Origin of the sequence: Streptomyces sp. SAT1, from assembly GCF_001654495.1 — a bacterium.
Classification (GTDB): domain Bacteria; phylum Actinomycetota; class Actinomycetes; order Streptomycetales; family Streptomycetaceae; genus Streptomyces; species Streptomyces andamanensis.
Window position 1 is genome coordinate 1,778,703 of sequence record NZ_CP015849.1, and the last position, 25,354, is coordinate 1,804,056.

The window sequence follows — 25,354 nt, forward strand, 5'->3', positions numbered from 1 at the left end:
AGTTCGGCCCGGCCGCCGACGGGTCAGCGCAGGCTGCGCACGTCGAGGTGGCGCAGCACCCGGTCCACGATCTCCGGGTCGGCGCCCGGCTCGCTGCGGGCGGCGAGCACCTCGTGCCGGGCGGCGCTCAGCATCTCGGCCTGGATCCTGCGCAGCCGCTTGATCCGGCGCACCCGGTGCTCCTGGGCCTCCCGGCGCTCCTCGTCGCCGATCTGCGGGTTGATCCGCAGGCCGATCTCGAAGGCGCGCCGCAGCATCTGCTCCAAGACCTCGTCGGGCAGGTCCTCGACCGACTCGATCTCCTTCAGCCGCCGCTTGGCCGCCCGCGCCGCCCGCACCGCCAGCTCCTTCTCGAACTCCTTCTCGCGCTCGGTGTCGGCGCGCACCCCGAGCCGCTTGACCAGCCACGGCAGGGTGAGCCCCTGGAGCACCAGCGTCACCATGATCACGCCGAAGGCGATGAACACGATCTCGTCGCGGTCGGGGAAGGGCGCGCCGCTGTCCGTCTTCAGCGGGATGGCCAGCGCCAGCGCCACCGAGGCCACCCCGCGCATCCCGGACCACCACATGACGACGGTCTCCCGCCAGCTCGTCGGGATGTCCTCGTCGTAGTCCCGCCGGGCGTGCAGACGTTGGGTGAGCCAGGTCGCGGGCAGCAGCCACAGCAGCCGGACGAGGATCACGACGCCCACGACCACCCCGGCCCAGCCGAGCAGTTCCAGCCAGCGGCCGGACGCGGTGCGGATCGCGTTGTGCAGCTCCAGGCCGATCAGTCCGAAGGCGACTCCGGTCACGAGGGTGTCGACGACGTCCCAGACGGTGTGCCCGGCCAGCCGGCTCATCACGTCGTCGGCCCCGTAGGCGTACTCGGCCAGGAACAGCGCGGTGGTGAGCACGGCGAGGACGCCGGAGCCGTGCAGTTCCTCGGCCAGCACATAGGAGGCGTACGGCACCAGGAGCGTCAGGCCGATCTGGAGGGTGGCGTCCCCCAGCAGGTCCAGCAGCTTGTTGGCGCCCCAGCCGAGGGCGACGCCGATGACCACGGCGACCACCGCGGACAGCACCAGGTCGAGTCCGGCCTGCCAGGCGGAGAACTCGCCGCTGACGGCGGCGGCGATCGCGACGTGGTAGAGCACGATGGCGGTGACGTCGTTGAACAGGCCCTCGCCCTCCAGGATGGACACCAGGCGGCGGGGCAGCCCGAGCTGTCCGGCCACCGCGGTCGCCGCGACCGGGTCGGGCGGCGCGACCAGCGCGCCGAGCGCCACGGCGGCGGCCAGCGGCAGCCCCGGCACGATGGTGTGGGCGACGACCGCGACGCACAGGGTGGTGACGAACACCAGGGCCACGGCCAGCAGGAAGATCGGCCGTCTGTTCGCCGCGAACTGCCGCCAGGAGGTGCGCCGTACGGCGGCGTAGAGCAGCGGCGGCAGCAGCGCGGGCAGGATCAGCTCGGGCGGGATGTCGACGTTCGGCACGAAGTTCAGGACCGCCAGGACGATCCCGAGGAGCGTCATCAGCACCGGGGCGGGCAGCCCGAGCCGGTCCCCTATGGGGACGCTGATCACGGCCCCGAGCAGGACGACGAACAACAGGGCCAACTGATCCACGCTCGGCGCTCCGGGGGTCGGACGTTCACACGGCAGCCTCCAGCGTGCCATGCCGTCCGCCGCGTCGGCCTGCTGGGAACCGCGTGGCCGCGGCTACAGGGCGCGCCGCATGGCCCGGTGCGGAATGCCGGCGTCCGGGAACTCGGGGCCGTGGGCCGTGTAGCCCAGCCGCTCGTAGAAGCCGAGGGCGTGGGTCTGCGCGTGCAGGTCCATCGCGGTCAGGCCGTGCGCGCGGGCCGCGTCCTCCAGGGCGCGCACCAGGGCCGCGCCGACGCCGAGGCCCCGGGCGGCGGCGGTGACGGCGAGGCGGCCCAGCGAGCCGACGGCCGGGTCGCCGCCGGTGCGGCCGGCCGCCGCCGCGCCGTGCAGCAGCCGTCCGGTGCCGAGCGGGGTGCCGTCGTCGCGGACGGCGAGCACATGCACCGCCACGGCGTCCAGCTCGTCGTACTCCAGGTCCTCGGGGACGCCCTGCTCGGTGACGAAGACCTCCTTGCGCACCGCGAAGCACGCCTCGCGGTCGGCGGCGCCGGCGGCCACCCGCGTCCGGTACGCGGCCCGGGTCACGCGTAGGTCTCCTCGCGGACCTGGTCCAGGGCCTGCTGGAGGTCGGCCGGGTAGTCGCTGGCGAACTCCGCCCAGCGGCCGTCGCCGGGGTGCTCGAAGCCGAGCCGCACCGCGTGCAGCCACTGCCGGGTCAGCTTCAGCCGCTTGGCCAGGGTGGGGTCGGCGCCGTAGGTGAGGTCGCCGACGCAGGGGTGGCGGTGGGCGGCCATGTGGACGCGGATCTGGTGGGTGCGGCCGGTCTCCAGCTTCACGTCGAGCAGGGAGGCGGCGCGGAAGGCCTCGATGAGGTCGTAGTGCGTGACGGACGGCTTGCCCTCGGCGGTGACCGCCCACTTGTAGTCGTGGTTCGGGTGGCGTCCGATGGGGGCGTCGATGGTGCCGCTGGTCGGGTCGGGGTGGCCCTGGACCAGGGTGTGGTAGCGCTTGTCGACCGTGCGCTCCTTGAACTGGCGCTTGAGCGACGTGTACGCGTACTCGGACTTGGCGACCACCATCAGGCCGGAGGTGCCGACGTCCAGGCGGTGCACGATGCCCTGGCGCTCGGCGGCGCCCGAGGTCGAGATGCGGTACCCGGCGGCGGCGAGCCCGCCGATGACCGTGGGTCCGCTCCAGCCGGGGCTGGGATGCGCCGCGACGCCGACCGGCTTGACGATCACGACGACGTCGTCGTCGTCGTGGACGATCTCCATGCCCTCCACGGGCTCGGCGACGAGCTGCACGGGCGCGGGGGCCTGCGGCATCTCGACCTCCAGCCAGGCGCCGCCGCTCACCCGCTCGGACTTGCCGACCGCCGTGCCGTCGACCAGCACCTTGCCCGCCGCGGCCAGCTCGGCCGCCTTCGTACGGGAGAAGCCGAACATGCGGGAGATGGCGGCGTCGACACGCTCGCCCTCCAGGCCGTCGGGCACGGGCAGGGTACGGATCTCGGGAAGGGTGCTCACCCGTCGAGTATGCCGGACGGGCCGGACACTCCCGTACGCGCGGGCGTCCGCCGGGTGCGGCCTCCCCCCGGCGGGCGCCGGTGCGGGCCCCGGTCGTGGTGGACGGTGCCGTCAGTCCTTGTGGACGGTGCCGTCCGGGTCCCGGCCGCCGAAGGAGAGCAGCACGATCAGGATGCCGCCGCAGACGATCGCCGAGTCGGCGAGGTTGAAGACGGCGAAGTGCTTGGGCGAGATGAAGTCGACGACCGCGCCCTTGAAGACCCCCGGCGAGCGGAAGATCCGGTCGGTGAGGTTGCCCAGCGCGCCGCCGAACAGCAGGCCGAGCGCGAACGCCCAGGGCAGGCTGTACAGCTTGCGGGCCAGCCGGACGATCACCACGATCACGGCGGCGGCGATGACCGTGAAGATCACCGTGTACGCCTCGCCGAAGCTGAAGGCGGCGCCGGAGTTGCGGATCATCTGGAACTGGAGCCAGTCCCCGATGATCCGCACCGGGGCGTGGTGCTCCAGCTTGGCCACCACGAGGATCTTGCTGACGAGGTCGAGGGCGTACGCCACAGCGGCCACCGCGAACAGCACGCCGACGCGGCGCCTGCCCCGCGGCGGCCCGTCCGCGGCGGCGCCGGACTCCTTCGGCGCGCCGCCACCGGCGTCCGGCGTCGTCCCTGCTGGTGCGGCCGTCTCCGCCGCGACGTCGGGCTGCCGCTGCTCCCCGGGACGCTCCGCGTCCGGGGTGTCGTCCGGCGTACCGATGATGCGCTCCGCCTCTGCCACGTGAGTCCCTCGACCTAGGTACCTGACTGAGGACGAGACTACGGCACGTCCCGCGGGGCCGACGCGCTCAGGAGGGGCGCCGGCGCCCGTTCACCGCCGGTCGCTACCGGCGTTCCTGCTTCTGCTTGCACTCCACGCACAGGGTGGCCCGCGGGAAGGCCTGCATGCGGGCCTTCCCGATGGGGTTGCCGCAGTTCTCGCACACGCCGTAGGTGCCCGCGTCCAGCCGGTCGAGGGCGCGCTCGGTCTGGGTGAGCGTCTCGCGCGCGTTGGCGGCCAGCGCCAGTTCGTGCTCGCGCGTGATGTTCTTGGTGCCGGTGTCCGCCTGGTCGTCGCCCGCGCCGTCCCCGGAGTCCCGCATCAGACCCGCGAGGGACGCCTCGGACGAGCTGATCTCGGTGCTCAGCCGCTCCATCTCGGACTCCAGCTCCGCGCGGGCCTCGGCGACCTCCTCCTCGGTCCACGGGTCCTCACCCGGGCGGACCGCTAGGTCGCCCGGCTCCACCGCCGCGGCGACGCGCGCCTTGGGGACCGCGGTCTTGGCCGCCGTGGCCGTACTGGCCGTACCGGCCCTGCTGGCCCTACCAGGGGTCTTCTTCGCAACCACCGTCGTGGCTCCCGTCTGCTTCGCGGCCTCGGCCGCGCCCGCCTTCTTGCCCGAGCTCTTCCTGCCCACAGCGGCACCGCTCCCACCCTGCGCGGCGCTCTTCGGCGGGGAGTCGCCCGGCGCGGGCTCCTTCGCCGGGGCGGCCTTGCGCGCGGGGGTCTTGTGGGCGGCGGCCTTCCGCTCCGGAGTGCGCCGGGGTGCGGCGGCCTCGGTCCGCTCCGGATCCCCGGCCGTGCCGCCCTCCGCCGGGGCCTTCGTACGGCCCTTCGCGCGGCCCGTGGCCGTCTCGCGGGCGGCGCCCTTCGCGCCGGTGGACCGCGCGGATCCGGTCGTCCGGCCGTCCGCGCCGGTGTGCCGGGACCCGTCGGACGCCGACTGCTCGGCGGTCTTTTTCGCCACCATGGACGCGGCCCCTTCACATATTGTGATCTTGCTCGCGAATCGTGCTGGGACGATAAATCGACTCAAGCCCCGCGGCAACGGGGCACGCCGCCCGATTCGCCCGCCTCGCGCGTACCGCGCCCGGCATGCAAGCGTTGTGCCCAGCTCCCCGCCCGGTAATCCGACAAGACGCACGTCGGACGATCCCAGCGGCCGGCGCCGCCGCCGTTCGGGTCACCCGCGCCCCGCCCCGCTCCCGGCGCCGGGAGCCGAAAACCGGTCGGCCGCGGCTCCTGGAGCGCCGTACACTGGGCGGAGCGAGAAGCGTGGATGGGGACGAGTAGCGGCGCAGGCAGCCCAGAGCGACCCGGGGACGGTGTGAGCCCGGGGGCGAGCGCGACGCGAAGATCACCCCGGAGCCGCCGGAAGAACACCCCAGGGGAGCAGCCCGGGGGCCAGTAGAACCGGCATCGCGAGCCCAATGAGGGGGCTCACCGGAGCGTACGGCGCACCGGCGGGCCAAGGAGGGTGGTACCGCGGGAGCGCGCCGCACGGCGTGGAAGCACGAACGCTCTCGTCCCTCCGACGGTAGGCAGCACATCCGCCGGAGGAAGCTCGTTGAATACGCAGCCGCAGTACCGCCAGGTGCCCGCCCAGGTCGACCTGCCCGCGCTCGAACACGCGGTGCTCGACTTCTGGCGCGAGCAGAAGATCTTCGCCAAGAGCCTTGAGCAGTCCGCGGGCCGCCCCGAATGGGTGTTCTACGAGGGCCCGCCCACCGCCAACGGCATGCCCGGCGCCCACCACATCGAGGCCCGCGTCTTCAAGGACGTCTTCCCCCGCTTCCGCACCATGCGCGGCTACCACGTGGGCCGCAAGGCCGGCTGGGACTGCCACGGCCTGCCCGTCGAGCTGGCGGTGGAGAAGGAGCTGGGCTTCACCGGCAAGCAGGACATCGAGGCGTACGGCATCGCCGAGTTCAACGACCGCTGCCGCGAGTCCGTGACCCGGCACACCGACGCCTTCGCCGAGCTGACGACGCGCATGGGCTACTGGGTCGACCTGGACGACGCCTACCGGACCATGGACCCCGAGTACATCGAGTCGGTCTGGTGGTCGCTGAAGCAGATCTTCGACAAGGGCCTGCTGGTGCAGGACCACCGCGTCGCCCCCTGGTGCCCGCGCTGCGGCACCGGCCTGTCCGACCACGAGCTGGCGCAGGGCTACGAGACGGTCGTCGACCCGTCCGTGTACGTGCGCTTCCCGCTCACCTCCGGACCGCTGGCCGGGCAGGCCGCGCTCCTGGTGTGGACGACGACCCCCTGGACCCTGGTGTCCAACACGGCCGTCGCCGCCCACCCGGACGTCACCTATGTCGTCGCCACGGACGGCGCGGAGAAGGTCGTCGTCGCCGAGCCGCTGGTCGCCAAGGCGCTCGGCGAGGGCTGGGAGACCACCGGCGAGTCCTTCACCGGCGCCGAGATGGAGCGCTGGACCTACCGGCGCCCCTTCGAGCTGGTCGAGTTCCCCGAGCCCGCCCACTACGTGGTCAACGCCGAGTACGTCACCACCGAGGACGGCACGGGCCTCGTCCACCAGTCCCCCGCCTTCGGCGAGGACGACCTCAGGGTGTGCCGCTCCTACGGGCTGCCGGTGGTCAACCCGGTCCGCCCGGACGGCACCTTCGAGGAGGACCTGCCGCTGGTCGGCGGCGTCTTCTTCAAGAAGGCCGACGAGCGGCTCACCGAGGACCTGCGCGAGCGCGGCCTGCTCTTCCGGCACCTGCCCTACGAGCACAGCTACCCGCACTGCTGGCGCTGCCACACCGCGCTGCTGTACTACGCCCAGCCGTCCTGGTACATCCGCACCACCGCCGTCAAGGACCGGCTGCTGGCGGAGAACGAGCAGACCAACTGGTACCCGGACACCGTCAAGCACGGCCGCTTCGGCGACTGGCTGAACAACAACATCGACTGGGCGCTCTCCCGCAACCGCTACTGGGGCACCCCGCTGCCCGTCTGGCGCTGCGCCGAGGACCACCTCACCTGCGTCGGCTCCCGCGCGGAGCTGACCGAGCTGACCGGCACCGACCAGTCGGGCCTCGACCCGCACCGCCCGTTCATCGACGAGGTGACCTTCGCCTGCCCCGAGGAGGGCTGCCACGCGACGGCCGTGCGCGTGCCCGAGGTCATCGACGCCTGGTACGACTCGGGTTCGATGCCGTTCGCGCAGTGGGGGTACCCGTACAAGAACAAGGAGCTGTTCGAGAGCCGCTACCCGGCGCAGTTCATCTCCGAGGCGATCGACCAGACCCGCGGCTGGTTCTACACGCTGATGGCGATCGGCACCCTGGTGTTCGACAAGTCGTCGTACGAGAACGTGGTGTGCCTGGGCCACATCCTCGCCGAGGACGGCCGCAAGATGTCCAAGCACCTGGGCAACATCCTCCAGCCGATCCCGCTGATGGACCAGCACGGCGCGGACGCGGTGCGCTGGTTCATGGCCGCCGGCGGCTCGCCCTGGGCGGCCCGCCGGGTCGGCCACGGCACCATCCAGGAGGTGGTGCGCAAGACGCTGCTGACCTACTGGAACACGGTCGCCTTCCAGGCGCTGTACGCCCGTACGTCGAACTGGGCCCCGAGCGCGGCGGACCCGGCCCCGGCCGACCGCCCGCTGCTGGACCGCTGGCTGCTGAGCGAGCTGCACGCGCTGACCGACCAGGTCACGCAGGCCCTGGAGGCGTACGACACGCAGCGTGCCGGGAAGCTGCTCTCCGCGTTCGTGGACGACCTGTCCAACTGGTACGTCCGCCGTTCGCGCCGCCGCTTCTGGCAGGGCGACAAGGCCGCGCTGCGCACGCTGCACGAGGTCGTCGAGACGGTCACCAAGCTGATGGCCCCGCTGACCCCGTTCATCACCGAGCGGGTCTGGCAGGACCTGGTGGTGCCGGTGTCGCCGGGCGCCCCGGAGTCGGTGCACCTGGCCTCCTGGCCCGAGGCCGACCTGTCCGCGATCGACCCCGAGCTGTCCCGGCAGATGGTGCTGGTACGGCGGCTGGTCGAGCTGGGCCGGGCCACCCGTGCGGAGTCGGGCGTCAAGACCCGCCAGCCGCTCTCGCGCGCGCTGGTCGCGGCGGCGGGCTTCGACACCCTGGACCGCGAGCTGCACGCGCAGATCACCGAGGAGCTGAACGTCTCCTCGCTGGCGTCGCTCAGCGAGGTCGGCGGGTCACTGGTGGACACCACCGCGAAGGCCAACTTCCGTGCGCTGGGCAAGCGGTTCGGCAAGCGCGTCCAGGACGTGGCGAAGGCCGTCGCGGCGGCCGACGCCGCGGCCCTGTCGCTGGCGCTGCGCGAGGGCACGGCGTCGGTGGAGGTCGACGGCGAGACCGTCACCCTGGCCCCGGACGAGGTGATCATCACCGAGACCCCGCGCGAGGGCTGGTCGGTGGCGTCCGACTCGGGCGCGACGGTGGCGCTCGACCTGGAGCTGACCGAGGAGCTGCGGCAGGCGGGTCTGGCGCGCGACGCCATCCGGCTCATCCAGGAGGCGCGCAAGAACAGCGGCCTGGACGTCGCGGACCGGATCGCGCTGCGCTGGACCTCCACGGACCCGGCGGTCATCGCGGCCCTGTCCGAGCACGCGGGGCTCATCTCCGACGAGGTCCTGGCCACGGACTTCGCCCAGGGCGAGGCGGACGGCACCTACGGTGACCCGTTCACCGACGAGGGCCTGTCCCTGACGTTCCGGCTGCGCAAGGCGTAGCCGCGTGCGGCGCCCCGCGCCCCCTCCCGGGGGGCGCGGGGCGCCCGTGCGACCAGCCGCTGCCCGTGCACACGAGAACGGCCCCGGAGGAGATCCTCCGGGGCCGTTCTCTCAGGCTGCCGACGCCTTGTTCGTGCGTTCGCTCAGGAACCCGTCAGGGCGCCTCAGTTGTCGTCCTCGTCGATCAGGAAGCCGCGCATCGGGGACGGGGCCTGGCCCATGGGGGACGGGCCCTGCGGCCGGACCGGTGCCATCGGCTGGGTCATCGCCGGGGACATCTGCTGCTGGCCGCCGTAGGACGGACCGGACGGGCCGGACGGACCGCCCATCGCGCCGTTGCCGCCGTAGGACGGAGCGCTCGCACCGGCCGGAGCCATGGAGGGCGCCGGGGACGGCGGCAGCGAAGCGGCCGCCGACGAGGTGCGCGGCGGGGCCAGCGAGTCGTCGGCCTGGGTCTCCAGCTGACGCAGCTGCGACTCCAGGTACGACTTCAGACGCGTACGGTACTCGCGCTCGAAGCCGCGCAGGTCCTCGACCTTGCGCTCCAGCGTGGCGCGGGCGGACTCCAGGGAGCCCATCGCGACGCGGTGCTTCTCCTGCGCGTCCCGCTCCAGCGCGTCGGCCTTGGCGCGGGCGTCGCGCTCCAGACCCTCGGCGCGCGAACGGGCCTCGCCGACGATCTTGTTGGCCTCGGAACGGGCCTCGGCGATCGCCTGGTCGGCGGTCTGCTGGGCCAGCGAGAGCACCCGCGCGGCGCTGTCGCCACCGGGACCCTGGCCCATCGGACCGGGACCGCCCATCGGGTTCGGACCGCCCATCGGGCCCGGACCCATCTGCCCCTGCATCGGACCGGGGCCCTGGCCCATCGGTCCGGGACCCTGACCCATCGGGCCGGGGCCCTGCGGGCCCTGTCCGCCGGGGCCGGCGGGCAGCTGCGGGGCACCGCTCGGCAGCTGGGGCGGACCACCCATGGGGCCACCCATCTGCTGCTGCGGCGGGCCCGATATGCCGGCGGGCACCGGAGCGCCGGGACCTCGCATGCCCTGCTGCGGCATCCCGCCCTGCTGGGGCATGCCCGGCCCCTGCTGCTGGTGCTGCTGGTGCTGCTGGTGCTGCGGGTGCTGCTGGTCCTGCTGCTGCTCCGGAGGCTTGCGCATGTTCTGCTGGTTCTGCGCGGCGGCACGGGTGGCCGCGGCCAGCTTGGCGCGCAGGTCCTCGTTCTCACGGAGCAGACGGGTCAGCTCGGCCTCGACCTCGTCGAGGAAGGCATCGACCTCGTCCTCGTCATAGCCTTCTCGGAGGCGGACGGTCGTGAACTGCTTGTTCCGCACGTCCTCGGGGGTCAACGGCATCTCTTCACCTCAACGTAGTCATCGGCAGTCGGCAAGACCGTATCGTCCACACTCACGTCGCGAGGCTTCCCACGATGTAGATGAGGATGTAGACGATGATCATCAGAACGAAGAAGGACAGGTCGAGCGCCACGCCCCCGAGACGCAGCGGCGGGATGAACCGCCGCAGAAGCTTCAGCGGTGGATCGGTGACAGTGTAGGTGGCCTCCAGAACGACCACCATCGCCTTGCCGGGTTGCCACGAGCGGGCGAACTGGAACACATAATCCATGACCAATCGGAAGATCAGTACGATGAGGAACACCATCAGCGCGATGTAGAGAACCTCCATGGCCACGCCCATGATCGGTGCTTCCCTCTCCCCTGTTCCGTGCCGGTTGTCCGGTGGTGCGTCTCAGCTCTGGTTGAAGAACCCGCCCTCTGCGATGCGGGCCTTGTCCTCCGCCGTGACATCGACGTTAGCAGGCGACAACAGAAACACCTTCTGTGTCACCCGCTCGATGCTGCCGTGGAGACCGAACACCAGACCGGCCGCAAAGTCGACAAGTCGCTTCGCGTCCGTGTCGTCCATCTCCGTCAGATTCATGATCACCGGAGTGCCTTCACGGAAGTGTTCCCCGATGGTACGGGCCTCGTTGTAGGTCCGGGGGTGAAGTGTGGTGATGCGGTACGGCTCACGTTCCGACACGACCTTGGGCATGATCACCGGTGCGTTCTTCTCCAGGCTCGCGCGTTCTTGTGTGATGGATGCCACGGGCGCGATACGCGCCGGACGAGGGGATTCCGCCGGGAGCGAAGCGGAATGGGACACGGGTTCGCGGGGTGCCGGAGGCTGCATCACCCGTACCGGTTCGTCCCTTTGCTGCTGATGTGTACCGTGCGGCTGGTGCGACGGCTCGTGCCGCCTGCGGTCCCGCTCGGGCTCCGGGTCGAGTTCGGGTTCGAAGTCGTCATCGGGGTCGAAACCCCGGCCGTCGTACCCATCGTCCTCCACGAGGCCGAGGTAGACCGCCATCTTGCGCATCGCGCCGGCCATTCTCTGAGTCCTCCGCTCTGTGGTGGATCGACTGACGACCGCCAAGTCCCCGCGATCCACGAGGTCGTTGCGCCTTCTTCGGCGGTATTGACCATATTTTCTGCTGTGGTCCGACTTCTTGGCGACGTTACCCGAGGCCGGGGCGGACTCCGAGTACCGCGCTGCCGACGCGCACATGTGTCGCTCCGGCGGCCACGGCCTGTTCGAGGTCCGCGCTCATCCCTGCCGAGACCATGGTGGCAGCAGGATGGTCCCGGCGCAGGGAGGTCGACAAATCCATGAGCCGCTCGAACGCCGCCTGTTGGCGGCCGGCGTACTCCCCGGTCAGCGGCGCGACGGTCATCAGGCCGCCGAGCCGCAGTCCCGGAGCGTTCGCGACGAGGTCCGCCAACTCCCCGACGCCGCCCGGCGCCACGCCGCCCCGCTCACCCCGCGCCTGCTCGCCCGCGTCCAGGGCGACCTGGATCAGGCACCCGAGTTCGCGGCCCGCGCGCACGGCCTCCCTGGAGAGCGCGGTGACCAGCCGGGCGCGGTCCACGGACTGCACGACGTCCGCGTACCCGACGACGGATCGCACTTTGTTGGTCTGAAGTTGACCGACAAAATGCCAATTCAAGGGCAGATCCGCACATTCCGCGGCCTTCGGCGCCGCGTCCTGGTCCCGGTTCTCGGCGACCTGGCGCACTCCGAGGTCCGCCAGGATCCGCACGTCCGAGGCCGGGTAGGTCTTGGTGACCACGATGAGGGTCACGTCCTCGCGGGGGCGCCCGGCCGCGGCGCACGCGGCGGCGATGCGCCCCTCCACCTTCGCCAGATTCGCGGCGAGTTCGTCCTTACGTTCCGTCATGCCTCATCAGTCCAGCCAGACATAGCCCGCGAGCCGACCGGTGGTGCGGTCGCGGCGGTACGAGAAGTGGTCGTCCGACTCCCGGGTGCAGACCGACGACCGCTCCCGGTCGCGCACTCCCAGGCGCTCGAGTTGTGCGTGCACTCCGGCGCTCACATCGAGCGCCGGCGTACCCCAGCTCGTCTCGGCGTACGCCGCCGGCTCGACGGCGCTCACCTCGGCGCGCATCGCCTCGGGCACCTCGTAGCACCGGCCGCACACGGCGGGTCCGGTGCGGGCGGTGATCCGGGCGGGGTCGGCGCCGAGTTCCACCATGGTCCGCACGGCGGCGGGCACCACCCCGGCCACCATGCCGGGCCGGCCCGCGTGGGCCGCGGCGGCGATCCCGGCGACCGGGTCGGCGAGCAGCACCGGGGTGCAGTCGGCGGTGAGCACGGCGAGGGCGAGTCCCCGGCGGGCGGTGACGAGCGCGTCGACGGACGGGATGTCCGCGCCGGGGTCCCAGGGGCCGTCCACGACCGCGACGTCGTCGCCGTGCACCTGGTTCATCCAGACCACGTCGGTCGCGTCGAGCCCGAGAGCGGCGGCGGCCCGTGCGCGGTTGGCCCGTACGGCACCGGGGTCGTCGCCGACGGCGCCGCCGAGGTTCAGCTCCTCGTACGGAACGGCGCTCACCCCGCCCCACCGGTCGGTGAAAGCGAAGTGCGCGCCGTTCACGGTGTCGCGCGGTCCTATCACTTCAGGAAGTCCGGGACGTCCAGTTCCTCGGCCGCGCTGTCGGTGTAGGTGCGCGGCGCCGGCGGGGCGGGCGGAGCGGTGGTGAGGTCGCTCAGCGGTTCGGGCGCGACCGGCTCCGGCTCCTCCTTGGGCGTCACGCTGCCCAGCGAGCCGAAGGTCGGACGGCTCTCGGACTGCCGTACCGGAGCGGGCTCCTCGCGGCGGGGCGCGGACGACGAGGAGGAGGCCGAGCCGAGGACGTTCTCCCGGCGGGCCGGGGGCTGGCCGCCGTCGAAGCCGGCCGCGATCACGGTGACCCGCACCTCGTCGCCGAGGGCGTCGTCGATGACCGCTCCGAAGATGATGTTGGCCTCGGGGTGGGCGGCCTCGCTGACCAGCTGGGCGGCCTCGTTGATCTCGAACAGGCCGAGGTCGGAGCCGCCGGAGATGGAGAGCAGGACGCCGCGGGCGCCGTCGATGGAGGCTTCCAGCAGCGGGGAGGAGATCGCCATCTCGGCGGCGGCCACCGCGCGGTCGTCGCCGCGGGCCGAGCCGATGCCCATGAGCGCCGAACCGGCCTCGGACATGACCGACTTGACGTCGGCGAAGTCCAGGTTGATCAGGCCGGGGGTGGTGATCAGGTCGGTGATGCCCTGCACACCGGACAGCAGCACCTGGTCCGCGGACTTGAACGCGTCGAGCACGCTGACCTGGCGGTCCGAGATGGACAGCAGCCGGTCGTTGGGGATGACGATGAGGGTGTCGACCTCTTCGCGGAGTTCGGCGATGCCGTCCTCGGCCTGGTTGGCGCGGCGCCGTCCCTCGAAGGTGAACGGGCGCGTGACCACGCCGATGGTGAGGGCGCCCAGGGAGCGCGCGATGTTGGCCACGACGGGCGCGCCGCCGGTGCCGGTGCCGCCGCCTTCACCGGCCGTCACGAAGACCATGTCGGCCCCCTTGAGGACCTCTTCGATCTCCTCGCGGTGGTCCTCGGCGGCCTTGCGGCCGACGGCCGGGTTGGCCCCGGCGCCCAGTCCGCGGGTCAGTTCGCGGCCGACGTCCAGCTTGACGTCGGCGTCGCTCATCAACAGCGCCTGTGCGTCGGTGTTGATGGCGATGAACTCGACGCCCTTGAGACCGACTTCGATCATCCGGTTGATGGCATTGACACCACCGCCGCCGACACCGATGACCTTGATGACTGCGAGGTAGTTCTGCGGTGCTGCCACGTCGAAGGCCTCTCGCCTCGAATTACGTCGCCGTCGTTGCGCGCTGTCCGCGCCGCGACGGCTGATGCCGAATGGGACGGTCCGTAACGCCGACCCGAACCCTAACCCTGAAGTTTAGGGTTACCAGTGTGCCTGTTCCTTGAAGTCTTCTGAACAGGACACTAAGTCGACAAGTGGCGCCCGTTCAACGAACACGCCGAACCTCCCGTTTTTCTTTTCACCCTATGTGATCAGGCATAGCGGTGCCCAACCAGGGTGCTGGCCTGCACGTATACCCGTCAACTCCCGGATGACGCCGGGGCGATGGGGACACTCACGTCGAAGTGCCGGGCGTCGGGGGTGGCTTTCAGCAGCGCGGTGAGCACCCGGGCCTTCGCGGCACTGCCCTCCCCGCTGCCCCAGGACACGGTGCGGCCGCCGCTCAGCTCCAGCGAGATGTCGTCGTAGGTACGGACCTTGACGGCGCGGGTCGTGCGGGCCACCGCGGCCGGGATGCGGCCGGCCACCGTGACGGCCTCGCGCACCAGGCGCGCCTCGTCGAAACGGCGCAGACTCGCCGCCGTGGCGGCGGTGCGGGAAAGCGACAATTCCAGGACGGGAACGCCTTTCGGCGCCTGCGAAACCGTGGCGAAACGGACGCCGGAGGCGTCCACTTCGACGAACTTTCCGCCCTTTTCCTCCACCATGACCGCGGTGCGCTCGACGACTTTCAGCTCGATTCCGTGCGGCCACGAGCGCACCACGGCGACCGAGTCGACGCGGGGCAGCCGGTGGCGCAGCCGGGCGGCGACGGCGCCGGTGTCCACGGAGACCAGCGGGTCGCCCACCGGCACCGCGGCGGCCGAGCGCACCTGCGCGGCGGTCAACACCCTTGTCCCGAAGACCGAGACGCGCTCCACCCGGGTCCACGAGGAGCCGTAGAGGACCCAGAGGGTGCCGCCGCCGAGCAGGAGCACGGCCACGGCCGCCAGGACGAGCGCGCGAAGGGGCAGCCGCCGCAACCGGCGGATCAGGGGCGGGCCGGACGGCGACTCCCGCCGGCGTTCACCGCGTTCCTCGGAAGTCGCTCCGGCCACGCTGTCGATCCCCTTCGTTCATATGGTCCTAACGGCGCGAGGCGATGGCCTCGTACACCATGCCGACGAGCAGTTCGTCGGCGTCGCGCCGGCCGAACTCACCGGCGGCGCGGGACATCTGGTACAGCCGGTGCGGATCGGCGAGCACGGGCAGCACCTGCTGCTGCACCCACTCCGGGGTGAGGTCCGCGTCGTCGACCAGCAGTCCGCCGCCCGCCTTGACCACCGGCTGGGCGTTCAGCCGCTGTTCGCCGTTGCCGATGGGCAGCGGGACATAGGCGGCCGGCAGTCCGACGGCGGAGAGTTCGGCGACGGTCATCGCGCCGGCGCGGCAGAGCATCATGTCGGCGGCGGCGTACGCGAGGTCCATCCGGTCCAGATAACTTACCGGGATATAGGGGGGCATACCCGGCATCTGGTGCACGCGTGGCAGTTCGTTCTTCGGGCCGACCGCGTGCAGGATCTGGATGCCCGCCTGCTGGAGCCAGGGAGCGACCTGCTGGACCACCTCGTTGAGCCGGCGGGCGCCCTGCGAGCCGCCGGTGACCAGCAGCGTGGGCAGGTTGGGGTCGAGTCCGAACATCGCGCGCGCCTCCGGCCGCGCGGCCGCCCGGTCCAGCGTGGCGATGGCCCGGCGCAGCGGGATGCCGATGTAGCGGGCACCGCGCAGCTTGCTGTCCGGGGTGGAGACGGCGACCTGGGCCGCGTAGCGCGAACCGATCTTGTTGGCCAGGCCGGGGCGGGCGTTGGCCTCGTGGATCACGATGGGCACACCGAGCCGCTTGGCGGCCAGATAGCCGGGCAGGGCGACATAGCCGCCGAAGCCCACCACGGCGTCGGCCTTGGTGCGTTCCAGGATCTGCTCGGCCGCTTTGATCGTGCCGCGCAGCCGGCCCGGGACGGTGATCAGCTCGGGCGTGGGCTTGCGCGGCAGCGGTACCGCCGGGATCAGCGCCAGCTCGTAACCGCGCTCCGGCACGAGCCGGGTCTCCAGGCCCCGCTCCGTGCCCAGGGCCGTGATCCCCACGGTCGGGTCCTGCCTGCGCAGGGCGTCCGCGAGGGCGAGCGCGGGCTCGATGTGGCCCGCGGTACCTCCGCCGGCGAGTACGACATGCACCGAAATTCACCGCTCTCCGGACGAACGCGCCGCCGAGGCGCGCCGTCGCATCGTGTTCCATCTCCGAGGCCCCTGGCCGGAACCCTGACCCGATCCTGCACCGGATCCCCGGTCCGAGCCGCGGCCGAAGCCCCCGACGGCCTCCCGTCCGGGATTCCGGCCGGGGGTCCGCGCGGCCCTCCGGCCGGCTGAGCGGCCGGCCGCGGAGCCTCCTGCCCGCTTTCTACCAAAGCGAGGTTGCCGCATGGCAAGCGCCGCCCGCGCAGCGGGTTCGTCTCGCGCGAAGGCGATCAGCAGCCCGATGGCGAACATGGTCGGCAGCAGGGCGGATCCTCCGTAGGAGAACAGCGGGAGCGGGACACCGGCGATCGGCAGCAGACCGAGCACCGCACCGACGTTGATCACCGCCTGCGCGATGATCCAGGTGGTCACGCCTCCCGCGGCATACCTGACGAAGGGTTCCTCCGTGCGTCCGGCCACGCGGATGCCCGCATAGCCTAGAGCCGCGAACAGGGCGAGCACCGACAGAGTGCCCGCGAGACCCAGTTCCTCACCGGTCACGGCGAAGATGAAGTCGGTGTGGGCTTCGGGAAGTTGACCCCATTTCTCCACACTCGCCCCGAGTCCGGAACCGAAGAATCCGCCGGAGGCCAGGGCGTAGATGCCGTGCACCGCCTGCCAGCACTTGGTCACGTCGGTGGAGCCGACGCAGGCGAACCGGTCCAGGCGGTTGGGGCTGGTCTTGATGAGGACCAGACCGATCAGGCCGGCGACCGACAGCACGCCGACGAACAGCCGGGTGGGCGCGCCCGCCAGCCACAGCAGGCCGAACAGGATGGCGGTGAGGATGATCGCGGTGCCCATGTCGCCGCCGAGCATGATCAGTCCGAGCAGCATGAAGGCGACCGGGACGAGCGGCACCAGCATGTGCTTCCACTGGGTGAGCAGCCGCTTCTCCTGCTTGCGCGCGATGAGGTCGGCGGCCCAGAGCACCAGCGCCAGCTTGCCGATCTCGCTGGGCTGGATCTGGAAGGAGCCGCCCAGCGAGATCCAGTTCTGGTTGCCGTTGACCGACATCCCTATCCCCGGCACCTGCACCAGCGCCATCAGGAACACCGCGCCCGCCAGGATCGGGTAGGCCAGCGCCCGGTGCAGCTTCACCGGCATCCGGGCGGCGGCCAGCAGCAGTCCGGCGCCGATCACGGCGGCCAGGAGCTGCTTGCGGAAGAAGTACGAACCGGGCAGCGCCATCTGGAGCGCGGTGACCTGGGAGGCCGAGTAGACCATCACCAGGCCCAGCACGGTGATCAGCGCGCTGCCGCCGAGGATCAGGTAGTACGCGGTGAGCGGCCGGTCCCAGGCCTTGCGGGCGCGGGTGACGAGGGTGCGTACGGCGTTGTCGCGCGGGCCGCGGGCCGCGGCGGGCCCGCGGCCGGGTCGCCGCACGGGCGGGCGGCCCTGGCGGCTGCCGGGGCTACCGGGCATCTCCGCCTCCGCGGTACGTCGGCGGCGTACGCCTGGCTCGGCTCGCGGGTCCCACGCGTCCCTCCCAAGGTCGCCCGGCGGCGGGGGCGGCCGGGGTCAGCGGGTGCCGAGTTCGCGAACGGCCTCCGCGAACGCGTCGCCGCGCTGGTTGTAGTTGGTGAACATGTCCATGGAGGCACAGGCCGGGGCGAGGAGCACCGTGTCGCCCGTGGCGGCCAGCCGCCGCGCCTCCCGGACCGCCTGGAGCATGGCCCCAGTGTCGGTCCGGTCGAGGTCGACGACGGGGACTTCGGGGGCGTGTCGCGCCAGGGCCTCGCGGATCAGCGCGCGATCGGCGCCGATGAGGACGGCGCCGCGCAGCCGCTTCGCCGAGCGGGCGACCAGCTCGTCGAAGTCCGCGCCCTTCGCCAGACCGCCCGCAATCCATACGATCGACTCATATGCTCCCAACGACGCCTCGGCCGCGTGGGTGTTGGTGGCCTTGGAGTCGTCGATGTAGGCGACGCCGTCCACGTCGGCCACGTGCGCGATGCGGTGCGCGTCCGGGGTGAAGGCCCGCAGGCCGTCCCGCACGGCCGTGGCGGGCACGCCGAAGGCGCGCGCGAGGGCCGCGGCGGCAAGGGCGTTGGCGATGTTGTGCGGGGCGGGCGGGCGGACGTCGGAGACCTCGGCCAGCTCCTGGGCGTTCTTGTGCCGGTTCTCGACGAAGGCCCGGTCGACCAGGATGCCCTCCACCACGCCGAGTTGGGAGGGCGCCGGGGTGCCGAGGGTGAACCCGACGGCCCGGCAGCCCTCTTCGACGTCGGCCGCGCGCACCAGGTCCTCGGTGGCCGGGTCGGCCGCGTTGTAGACGCAGGCCACCTGGTTGCCCTCGTAGACGCGGCCCTTGTCGGCGGCGTACGCCTCCATGGAGCCGTGCCAGTCGAGGTGGTCCGGGGCGAGGTTGAGGACGGCGGCGGAGTGGGCGCGCAGCGAGGGCGCCCAGTGCAGCTGGTAGCTGGAGAGTTCGACGGCGAGCACGTCGTGGCGCTCCTCGCCGAGGACGGCGTCCAGCAGCGAGACGCCGATGTTGCCCACGGCCGCCGTGCGCAGGCCCGCCGCCGTCAGGATGGAGGCGAGCATCTGCACGGTGGTGGTCTTGCCGTTGGTGCCGGTGACGGCCAGCCAGGGGGCCGGCTCGCGGCCGTCCAGACCGCGCAGCCGCCAGGCGAGTTCGACGTCCCCCCAGACCGGGACGCCCGCCCGGTCCGCCGCCAGGAACAGCGGCTTGTCCGGCCTCCAGCCGGGCGTGGTGACGATCAGCTCGGTGCCTTCGGGCAGGGTGTCGCCGTCGCCGAGGCGTACGGTGACGCCCAGGGTGCGCAGTTCGGCCGCCTGCGCACGGGCCCGTTCGTCGTCGCCGTCGTTGACGACGGTGACGTGCGCGCCGAGGCCGTGCAGGACCTTGGCCGCCGGGATCCCGGAGACGCCGAGTCCGGCGACGGTGACGTTCTTCCCCTGCCAGTCGGTCACTTGTCCGCTGCCCATCCCGCGTAGAAGAGGCCGAGTCCGACGATCACACAGATGCCCTGGATGATCCAGAAACGGACCACGACGAGCACTTCGGACCAGCCCTTGAGTTCGAAGTGGTGCTGGAGCGGCGCCATCCGGAAGACCCGCTTCCCGGTGAGCCGGAAGGAGCCGACCTGGATGACCACCGACATGGTGATGAGCACGAACAGGCCGCCCAGCAGCGCCATCAGCAGCTCGGTGCGCGAGCAGATGGCCAGGCCCGCGAGGACACCGCCGAGCGCCAGCGAACCGGTGTCGCCCATGAAGATCTTGGCCGGCGAGGTGTTCCACCACAGGAAGCCGAGGCAGGCGCCCATCAGCGCGGAGGCGACGACCGCCAGGTCCAGCGGATCGCGCACCTCGTAGCAGGCGTTGGGGTTGGTCAGCGTCATCGCGTTGGCGCAGGACTCCTGGAACTGCCAGACGCCGATGAAGGTGTAGGCGCCGAAGACCAGCACGGAGGCGCCGGTGGCCAGACCGTCCAGACCGTCGGTGAGGTTCACGCCGTTGGACATCGCCAGGATCATGAACAGCGCCCAGATCACGAACAGCACCGGGCCGATGGTCCAGCCGAAGTCCGTGATGAACGACAGCTTCGTGGACGCGGGGGTGTTGCCGCGGTTGTCGGAGAACATCAGCGACAGCACCGCGAAGCCGATGCCGACGATCAGCTGGCCCGCCATCTTCGCCTTGGCGCGCAGACCCAGCGAACGGCGCTTGACGATCTTGATGTAGTCGTCGAGGAAGCCGACCATGCCCATGCCGACCATGAGGCCGAGCACCAGCAGACCCGAGTACGTCGGGGGCTTGCCGGAGATCACCTTGGACAGGAAGTACGCGGCGACCGTCGCCAGGATGAAGGCGATACCGCCCATCGTCGGCGTACCGCGCTTGCTGGCGTGCTCGCGCGGGCCGTCGTCCCGGATGTACTGGCCGTAGCCCTTGCGGGCCAGCAGCTTGATCAGCAGCGGGGTGCCGACCAGCGTCAGGAAGAGACCGATGACTCCTGCGAACAGGACCTGGTTCATCATCGGGCGGCGACCTCACCCTCGGCACCGGTCTCGACGAGCGCCTGGGCCACGCTCTCCAGACCGACCGAACGGGACGCCTTCACGAGCACGACGTCCCCCGGGCGCAACTCGCTGCGCAACAGGTCGACCGCCGCCTGTGCGTCGGACACGTGCACCGACTCCTCACCCCACGAACCCTCGTTGTATGCGCCCAGTTGCAGCCAGGACGCTTCCCTGCCCCCGACCGCGACGAGCTTGCTGACGTTGAGCCGGACGGCGAGCCGTCCGACCGCGTCGTGCTCGGCGAGCGCCTCGTCCCCGAGCTCGGCCATCTTGCCGAGCACCGCCCAGGTCCGCCGCCCCTTGCCCATGGCCGCGAGCGCGCGCAGGGCGGCTCGCATGGACTCCGGGTTGGCGTTGTAGGCGTCGTTGACGACGGTCACGCCGTCCGGGCGCTCGGTGACCTCCATCCGCCAGCGGGAGAGGGAGCCCGCCCCGGAGAGCGCGGTGGCGATCTCCGTTGCGGACATGCCCAGCTCATGGGCGACGGCGGCCGCGGCGAGCGCGTTCGACACGTGGTGCTCACCGTACAGGCGCATGGTCACATCGCATGCACCGGAGGGTGTGTGAAGCCTGAAGGAGGGCTGTCCGCTGTCCGTGAGTCTCACGTTCTCGGCGCGTACGTCCGCTTCGCCCACCTCTCCGAAAAGAAGCACCTTCGCCTGTGTACGGGAGGCCATGGCACGGACCAGCGGATCGTCGGCGTTGAGGATCGCGGTGCCGCCCTCCTCGGCCGGCGGCAGGGACTCGACCAGCTCGCCCTTGGCCTGGGCGATCTGCTCCCGGCCGCCGAACTCGCCGATGTGGGCGCTGCCGACGTTGAGCACGAGGCCCACCTTCGGCGGGGTCAGCCCGGTGAGGTAGCGGATGTGGCCGATGCCGCGGGCGCCCATCTCCAGGACGAGGTACTTCGTCTCCTCGGTGGCGGTCAGGGCGGTCAGCGGCAGCCCGATCTCGTTGTTGAGCGAGCCGGGCGTGAACACGGTCGGGGCCTTGCTCCGCAGCACCTGGGCGATCAGGTCCTTGGTGCTGGTCTTGCCCGCGGAGCCGGTCAGGGCGACGAGGGTCGCGCCCAGCTCGGCCACGACGTGGCGGGCGAGGGCGCCGAGGGCGCACTGCACGTCCTCGACCACGATCGCGGGCACGCCGACGGGACGGGAGGCCAGCACGGCGACGGCGCCCGCCGCGACGACGTCCGCGGCGAAGTCGTGGCCGTCCACGCGCTCGCCGGCGAAGGCGACGAAGAGGCTGCCGGGCACCGCCTCCCGGGAGTCCCGGACGACGGGTCCGGTGACCTGGACGGACGGATCCGGTATGTCGTGCGTCTGCCCGCCGACGACTGCTGCGATCTCGGCGAGGGAGAGGGCGATCACAAGTTCATCCCCTGGGTCTTCTGGATTTTCAATCCCTGGGTCGTACGGACGGTCGTCCCTGGGCGTTCAGTTCTACGGGGCCGTCCCTGGTCTCACGGGCGGTCATCCCTGGCTGGTGCGGACGGCTTCGCGCAGGACCTCTCGATCGTCGAAGGGGCGGATCACACCGGCGATGTCCTGGCCCTGCTCATGGCCCTTGCCCGCGACCAGGACGGTGTCCCCGGGCCGGGCCCGGCCCACGGCGGCGGCGATGGCGGCGGCCCGCTCCTCGAACAGGAGCACCTCGCCGCGCTCGTGCGCGGGCACCGAGGCGGCGCCCTGGAGCATGGTGGCCAGGATCGCGAGCGGGTCCTCGGAGCGGGGGTTGTCGGAGGTCAGCACGGCGGTGTCGGCGAGCCGGGCCACCGCGGCGCCCATCGGGGCGCGCTTGGTGGTGTCGCGGTCGCCGCCGCAGCCGAGCACCACGTGCAGATGGCCCTTGGTGACCTTGCGCAGGGCCTTGAGCACCGACTCGACGGCGTCCGTCTTGTGCGCGTAGTCGACGACCGCGAGGTACGGCTGTCCGGCGTCCACGCGCTCCAGGCGGCCCGGCACGCCCGGGACGGCGGCCACGCCGTCGGCGGCGGACTGCGGGTCGAGTCCTGCGGCGGCCAGCGCGACGATCGCGGCGAGGGTGTTGGCGACGTTGAACGGGCCGGCGATCGGGGACCTGGCGGCGATCCGCTGCCCCTCGGGGCCGAGCACCGTGAACGTCGAGTCGAGCGGGCCGACCTGCACGTCCTCGGCGCGCCAGTCGGCGTCCGGGTGGCCCTCGGCGGAGAAGGTGACGACCGGGACGGTGGCCTCCCGGGCGAGCCGGCGGCCGTACTCGTCGTCGTGGTTGACCACACCGAGCCTGCTGCGCAGCGGGGTGAACAGCTGCGCCTTGGCCTGGAAGTAGTCCTCCATGCCGGAGTGGAACTCCATGTGCTCCGGGCTGAGGTTGGTGAAGACGGCGATGTCGAAGACGCAGCCGTCGACCCGGCCGAGCACCAGCGCGTGGCTGGAGACCTCCATGGCGACCGCCTCGACGCCGCGTTCGCGCATCACGGCGAACAGGGCCTGGAGGTCGGTGGCCTCGGGTGTGGTGCGCTCGGACTTGATGCGCTCGTCGCCGATGCGCATCTCCACCGTGCCGATCAGACCGGTGGACCGCGCGGTCTTCAGGCCGCCCTCGACGAGGTAGGCGGTGGTGGTCTTGCCGGAGGTGCCGGTGATGCCGATCTGGAGCAGGTCGCGGCCGGGCCTGCCGTAGATGGACGCCGCCAGCTCGCCCATCCGCGCGCGCGGGTCCTCGACGGCCACCACGGGCAGGCCGGTCGCGGCGGCGCGGGCGGCGCCCGCCGGGTCGGTGAGCACGGCGACCGCGCCGAGGCTCGCCGCCTGGGTGACGAAGTCGGCGCCGTGCGCGCGGGCTCCGGGCAGGGCGGCGTACAGGTCGCCGGGGCGCACGGCACGCGAGTCGTGGGTGATGCCCGTGACCTCGGCGCTGCGGTCCGGTCGCGCGGTACCCAGCTGATCGGCCAGCTCCGCGAGGGGGATGGCGGTGACCTGAACCGGTCGCGGCGGTCCCGGGTACGTCACGGAAGCGCCCTTCTGGGTGGTTTGGGACTGATCAGGGTGTGACACGGCGGTGAGCGTACCGGGCTCACCGGCCTGCGGGCGAAGCGAGGCCGCGGGCGGCCGGCGGTTCCCGGGGTCGGGGGTGATCGTTGTCACGGGCTGGTTCCTGGTGGTTCTGGTCCGGTGGTACGGGTTCCGGCGGGTGCTGCGTGCCGGTCGGGGGCCGCTGGGGCGCTCGGGGTACGGGCTCGGGCGGGCTGGGCCGAAAGGGTCTGCCCGGCGGGTCAGGGCTTGTAGTCGACGGGCAGGTTCGCGGTCTGCGCGCCGGTCGGCGGCACCTGGAGGGTCTTCAGCGCGAACGTCATGACCTGCTTGTAGATCGGACCGCAGATCTGGCCGCCGTAGTAGTTGCCCTTGGTGGCGTTCTGGATCGCGCAGTAGACGGTGATGCGGGGGTTGTCGGCCGGGGCGAAACCGGCGAAGGACGAGGTGTAGCCGCGGTATCTGCCGGTGGCCGGATCCACACGGTTGGCCGTACCGGTCTTGCCCGCGACGCGGTAGCCGGGGATGCGGGCCTTGAGGCCGGTGCCCTGCTCGTCGTCGACCACGGACTCCAGCATCTGGGAGAGTTCCCTGGCCGTCTCGGCGCTCACGACCCGCTGCTTCGCGGGCTCGGCCGCCGGGGTGAAGCGGCCGTCGGGTCCCTTGGTGCCGCGCACCAGGCTCGGCTGGATCCTGACCCCGCCGTTGGCGATCGTCGAGTAGATGGACGCCGCCTGGAGCGCGTTGAGGGAGAAGCCCTGGCCGAACGGGACCGTGTACTGCTGCGAAGTGGACCACTTCTCGGGCGGCGCCAGGATGCCCTTGGTCTCGCCGGGGAAGTGGATGCCGGTGTAGCCGCCGATGCCGAACTTGCGCAGATACGAGTAGAGGACCTTGTTGGCCTCCGGCTGGGTCTTGCCGAGCCGTCCGGTGGCCAGGATCGTGCCGATGTTGCTGGACCGGGCGAGCACGCCGTTGAGCGTGAGGTACCAGGTCTCGTGGTCGACGTCGTCCTGGAAGAGCCGGTCGCCGCGGTGCAGCCGGTTGGGTACGACCACATGGGTGCCCGGGGTGGCCACGCCCTCCTCCAGCACGGCGGCCATCGACATGAGCTTGGCGGTGGAGCCGGGCTCGAAGGCGTCCTGGACGGCGGCGTTGCCGAGCGCCGCCGGGTCGGCGTGGGCCAGGTCGCCCGGGTCGAAGCCCGGGGAGTTCGCCATGGCGAGGATCTCGCCGGTCCGGGTGTCCTGCACGATCACGTAGCCGCGGTCCGCCCGGGAGTCGCGCACCTGCTGGGTGATGGCGTTCTGCGCGGCCCACTGGATGTCGCGGTCGATGGTCAGCTCGACGTCGGTGCCCGGGACGGCCGGGGTGCCGGTGGTGCCCGCGGTGGGCACCTCGCGGCCGCCCGACTGGGTGTAGCGGATCTTGCCGGGCTTGCCGGCCAGCTGCTTGTCGAGCTGCTGCTCGATGCCGCCGCCGCCCTTGCCCTCGGCGTTGACCCAGCCCAGCAGCGCGGCGGCCAGGTCGCCGCCCGGGTAGACGCGCTTGGTGCTGGGCTCGGAGAAGACCCCGGCCAGGACGTTGACGGTGGTCTTGTCCGTGCGCGCCTTCTGGGCGAGCGCGGCCTTCAGGTCCTTGATCTGCGTCCAGACCTGCGGCGTCTGGCGGCGGGCCAGCAGCACGTAGCGGGTGTTCGCCGTGCGCAGCTTCTTCGCCAGCTGGGCCTGGTCCTGGCCGATGATCGGGGCGAGCAGCGCGGCGGCCTGTTCGGGGCCGTCGCCGACCTTGAGGCTCTCGCGCGTGAACATCGTCGGGTCGGCCGTGATGTCGTTCGCGTCCACGCTGGTGGCCAGGGAGACGCCGTTGCGGTCGGTGATGCCGCCGCGCTCGGCGGCGATGGTGTGCACCACGTAGCGGTTGGCCTCGGCCTTGGCCGCGTAGGCGCCGGCGTCGACGGCCTGCACCTGGAGCAGCCGGACCACGAAGACGAGCATCACCAGGGTCAGCGCGAGGGCGACCATGCGCAGTCTGGGCCGGGGGCTGCCCAGGCGCAGGACGCGCACCGGCGGGGGCCGCCAGGTGGAGTTGGGGCGGCGGGCCGGACGGGCGCCGGGGCCGGGCCGCTGCCTGCCGCCGCCGGGGCGGCCCTGCCTGGCGGGCCTGGCGGGTCCGGGCACGCGGCGGCGCGGCGGTTCCCTGTCGGTCACTTCCG

At 71.8% G+C, this 25,354-nt stretch carries 20 protein-coding genes; 1 reads left to right on the forward strand and 19 read right to left on the reverse strand.

The annotated features are described in order from the left end of the window. Window positions 1–23: 23 nt before the first annotated feature. From A8713_RS07790 to A8713_RS07810, 5 genes are all read right to left on the reverse strand, one after another. A complete protein-coding gene (locus tag A8713_RS07790) occupies window positions 24–1,610 on the reverse strand; it encodes a Na+/H+ antiporter (RefSeq protein ID WP_064532521.1) in 1,587 nt (528 codons plus the stop codon). Window positions 1,611–1,703: 93 nt separating this feature from the next. Continuing rightward, a complete protein-coding gene (locus tag A8713_RS07795; RefSeq protein ID WP_064532523.1) occupies window positions 1,704–2,174 on the reverse strand; it encodes a GNAT family N-acetyltransferase in 471 nt (156 codons plus the stop codon). After that, complete coding sequence (locus A8713_RS07800) at window positions 2,171–3,115, reverse strand: RluA family pseudouridine synthase (protein ID WP_064532525.1); 945 nt, start codon at window positions 3,113–3,115, stop codon at window positions 2,171–2,173. The genes A8713_RS07795 and A8713_RS07800 overlap by 4 nt, the downstream gene beginning before the upstream one ends. Window positions 3,116–3,226: 111 nt before the next feature. Beyond that, a complete protein-coding gene (lspA, locus tag A8713_RS07805) occupies window positions 3,227–3,889 on the reverse strand; it encodes a signal peptidase II (protein ID WP_064532527.1) in 663 nt (220 codons plus the stop codon). 103 nt (window positions 3,890–3,992) lie between these two features. Next, window positions 3,993–4,898 carry a TraR/DksA family transcriptional regulator gene (locus tag A8713_RS07810; protein WP_064532528.1) on the reverse strand — a complete coding sequence of 302 codons (906 nt, stop codon included), beginning with the start codon at window positions 4,896–4,898 and terminating at the stop codon, window positions 3,993–3,995. A gap of 597 nt (window positions 4,899–5,495) precedes the next feature. Between A8713_RS07810 and ileS the strand changes: the two genes are divergently transcribed. After that, window positions 5,496–8,642, forward strand: coding sequence for an isoleucine--tRNA ligase (ileS, locus tag A8713_RS07815; protein WP_173860814.1), 3,147 nt, complete (start codon window positions 5,496–5,498; stop codon window positions 8,640–8,642). Between the two features lie 164 nt (window positions 8,643–8,806). Here the strand turns inward: ileS and A8713_RS07820 are convergent, their stop codons facing one another. The 14 genes from A8713_RS07820 to A8713_RS07885 form a co-directional block, all read right to left on the reverse strand. Beyond that, a complete protein-coding gene (locus A8713_RS07820) occupies window positions 8,807–9,994 on the reverse strand; it encodes a DivIVA domain-containing protein (protein WP_064532534.1) in 1,188 nt (395 codons plus the stop codon). 52 nt (window positions 9,995–10,046) lie between these two features. Continuing rightward, a complete protein-coding gene (locus A8713_RS07825) occupies window positions 10,047–10,337 on the reverse strand; it encodes a YggT family protein (RefSeq protein WP_018567482.1) in 291 nt (96 codons plus the stop codon). Between the two features lie 51 nt (window positions 10,338–10,388). Next, entirely contained in the window at window positions 10,389–11,030 is a 642-nt protein-coding gene (locus tag A8713_RS07830; protein WP_018567481.1) for a cell division protein SepF, read from the reverse strand. A gap of 127 nt (window positions 11,031–11,157) precedes the next feature. After that, window positions 11,158–11,877 carry a YggS family pyridoxal phosphate-dependent enzyme gene (locus A8713_RS07835; RefSeq protein WP_064532536.1) on the reverse strand — a complete coding sequence of 240 codons (720 nt, stop codon included), beginning with the start codon at window positions 11,875–11,877 and terminating at the stop codon, window positions 11,158–11,160. A 6-nt stretch (window positions 11,878–11,883) separates the two neighbouring features. Further along, complete coding sequence (pgeF, locus tag A8713_RS07840) at window positions 11,884–12,615, reverse strand: peptidoglycan editing factor PgeF (protein WP_064532538.1); 732 nt, start codon at window positions 12,613–12,615, stop codon at window positions 11,884–11,886. After that, the gene (gene ftsZ / locus A8713_RS07845; protein WP_064532540.1) at window positions 12,612–13,823 is read right to left on the reverse strand and encodes a cell division protein FtsZ; all 1,212 of its coding nucleotides are present in this window, start codon (window positions 13,821–13,823) and stop codon (window positions 12,612–12,614) included. The genes pgeF and ftsZ overlap by 4 nt, the downstream gene beginning before the upstream one ends. A gap of 278 nt (window positions 13,824–14,101) precedes the next feature. Further along, window positions 14,102–14,899 carry a cell division protein FtsQ/DivIB gene (locus tag A8713_RS07850; protein WP_064532542.1) on the reverse strand — a complete coding sequence of 266 codons (798 nt, stop codon included), beginning with the start codon at window positions 14,897–14,899 and terminating at the stop codon, window positions 14,102–14,104. Window positions 14,900–14,927: 28 nt separating this feature from the next. Further along, entirely contained in the window at window positions 14,928–16,016 is a 1,089-nt protein-coding gene (murG, locus tag A8713_RS07855; protein ID WP_064532544.1) for an undecaprenyldiphospho-muramoylpentapeptide beta-N-acetylglucosaminyltransferase, read from the reverse strand. Between the two features lie 6 nt (window positions 16,017–16,022). Further along, window positions 16,023–17,501 carry a putative lipid II flippase FtsW gene (ftsW, locus tag A8713_RS07860; RefSeq protein ID WP_064532546.1) on the reverse strand — a complete coding sequence of 493 codons (1,479 nt, stop codon included), beginning with the start codon at window positions 17,499–17,501 and terminating at the stop codon, window positions 16,023–16,025. A 96-nt stretch (window positions 17,502–17,597) separates the two neighbouring features. Beyond that, window positions 17,598–19,028, reverse strand: a complete 1,431-nt coding sequence (gene murD / locus A8713_RS07865; protein ID WP_064532547.1) for a UDP-N-acetylmuramoyl-L-alanine--D-glutamate ligase — start codon at window positions 19,026–19,028, stop codon at window positions 17,598–17,600. Beyond that, the gene (gene mraY, locus A8713_RS07870; protein WP_064532549.1) at window positions 19,010–20,083 is read right to left on the reverse strand and encodes a phospho-N-acetylmuramoyl-pentapeptide-transferase; all 1,074 of its coding nucleotides are present in this window, start codon (window positions 20,081–20,083) and stop codon (window positions 19,010–19,012) included. Before mraY ends, murD begins: the two co-directional genes overlap by 19 nt. Next, on the reverse strand, window positions 20,080–21,495 hold the full coding sequence (locus A8713_RS07875; protein WP_064532552.1) for a UDP-N-acetylmuramoyl-tripeptide--D-alanyl-D-alanine ligase: 1,416 nt from the start codon (window positions 21,493–21,495) through the stop codon (window positions 20,080–20,082). Before A8713_RS07875 ends, mraY begins: the two co-directional genes overlap by 4 nt. Window positions 21,496–21,597: 102 nt before the next feature. Beyond that, window positions 21,598–23,118, reverse strand: a complete 1,521-nt coding sequence (locus A8713_RS07880) for a UDP-N-acetylmuramoyl-L-alanyl-D-glutamate--2,6-diaminopimelate ligase (RefSeq protein ID WP_064532554.1) — start codon at window positions 23,116–23,118, stop codon at window positions 21,598–21,600. A 263-nt stretch (window positions 23,119–23,381) separates the two neighbouring features. Beyond that, window positions 23,382–25,349 (reverse strand): peptidoglycan D,D-transpeptidase FtsI family protein, encoded by a 1,968-nt coding sequence (locus A8713_RS07885; RefSeq protein WP_064532555.1) that lies wholly within the window; start codon window positions 25,347–25,349, stop codon window positions 23,382–23,384. Between the last annotated feature and the right edge of the window lie 5 nt (window positions 25,350–25,354).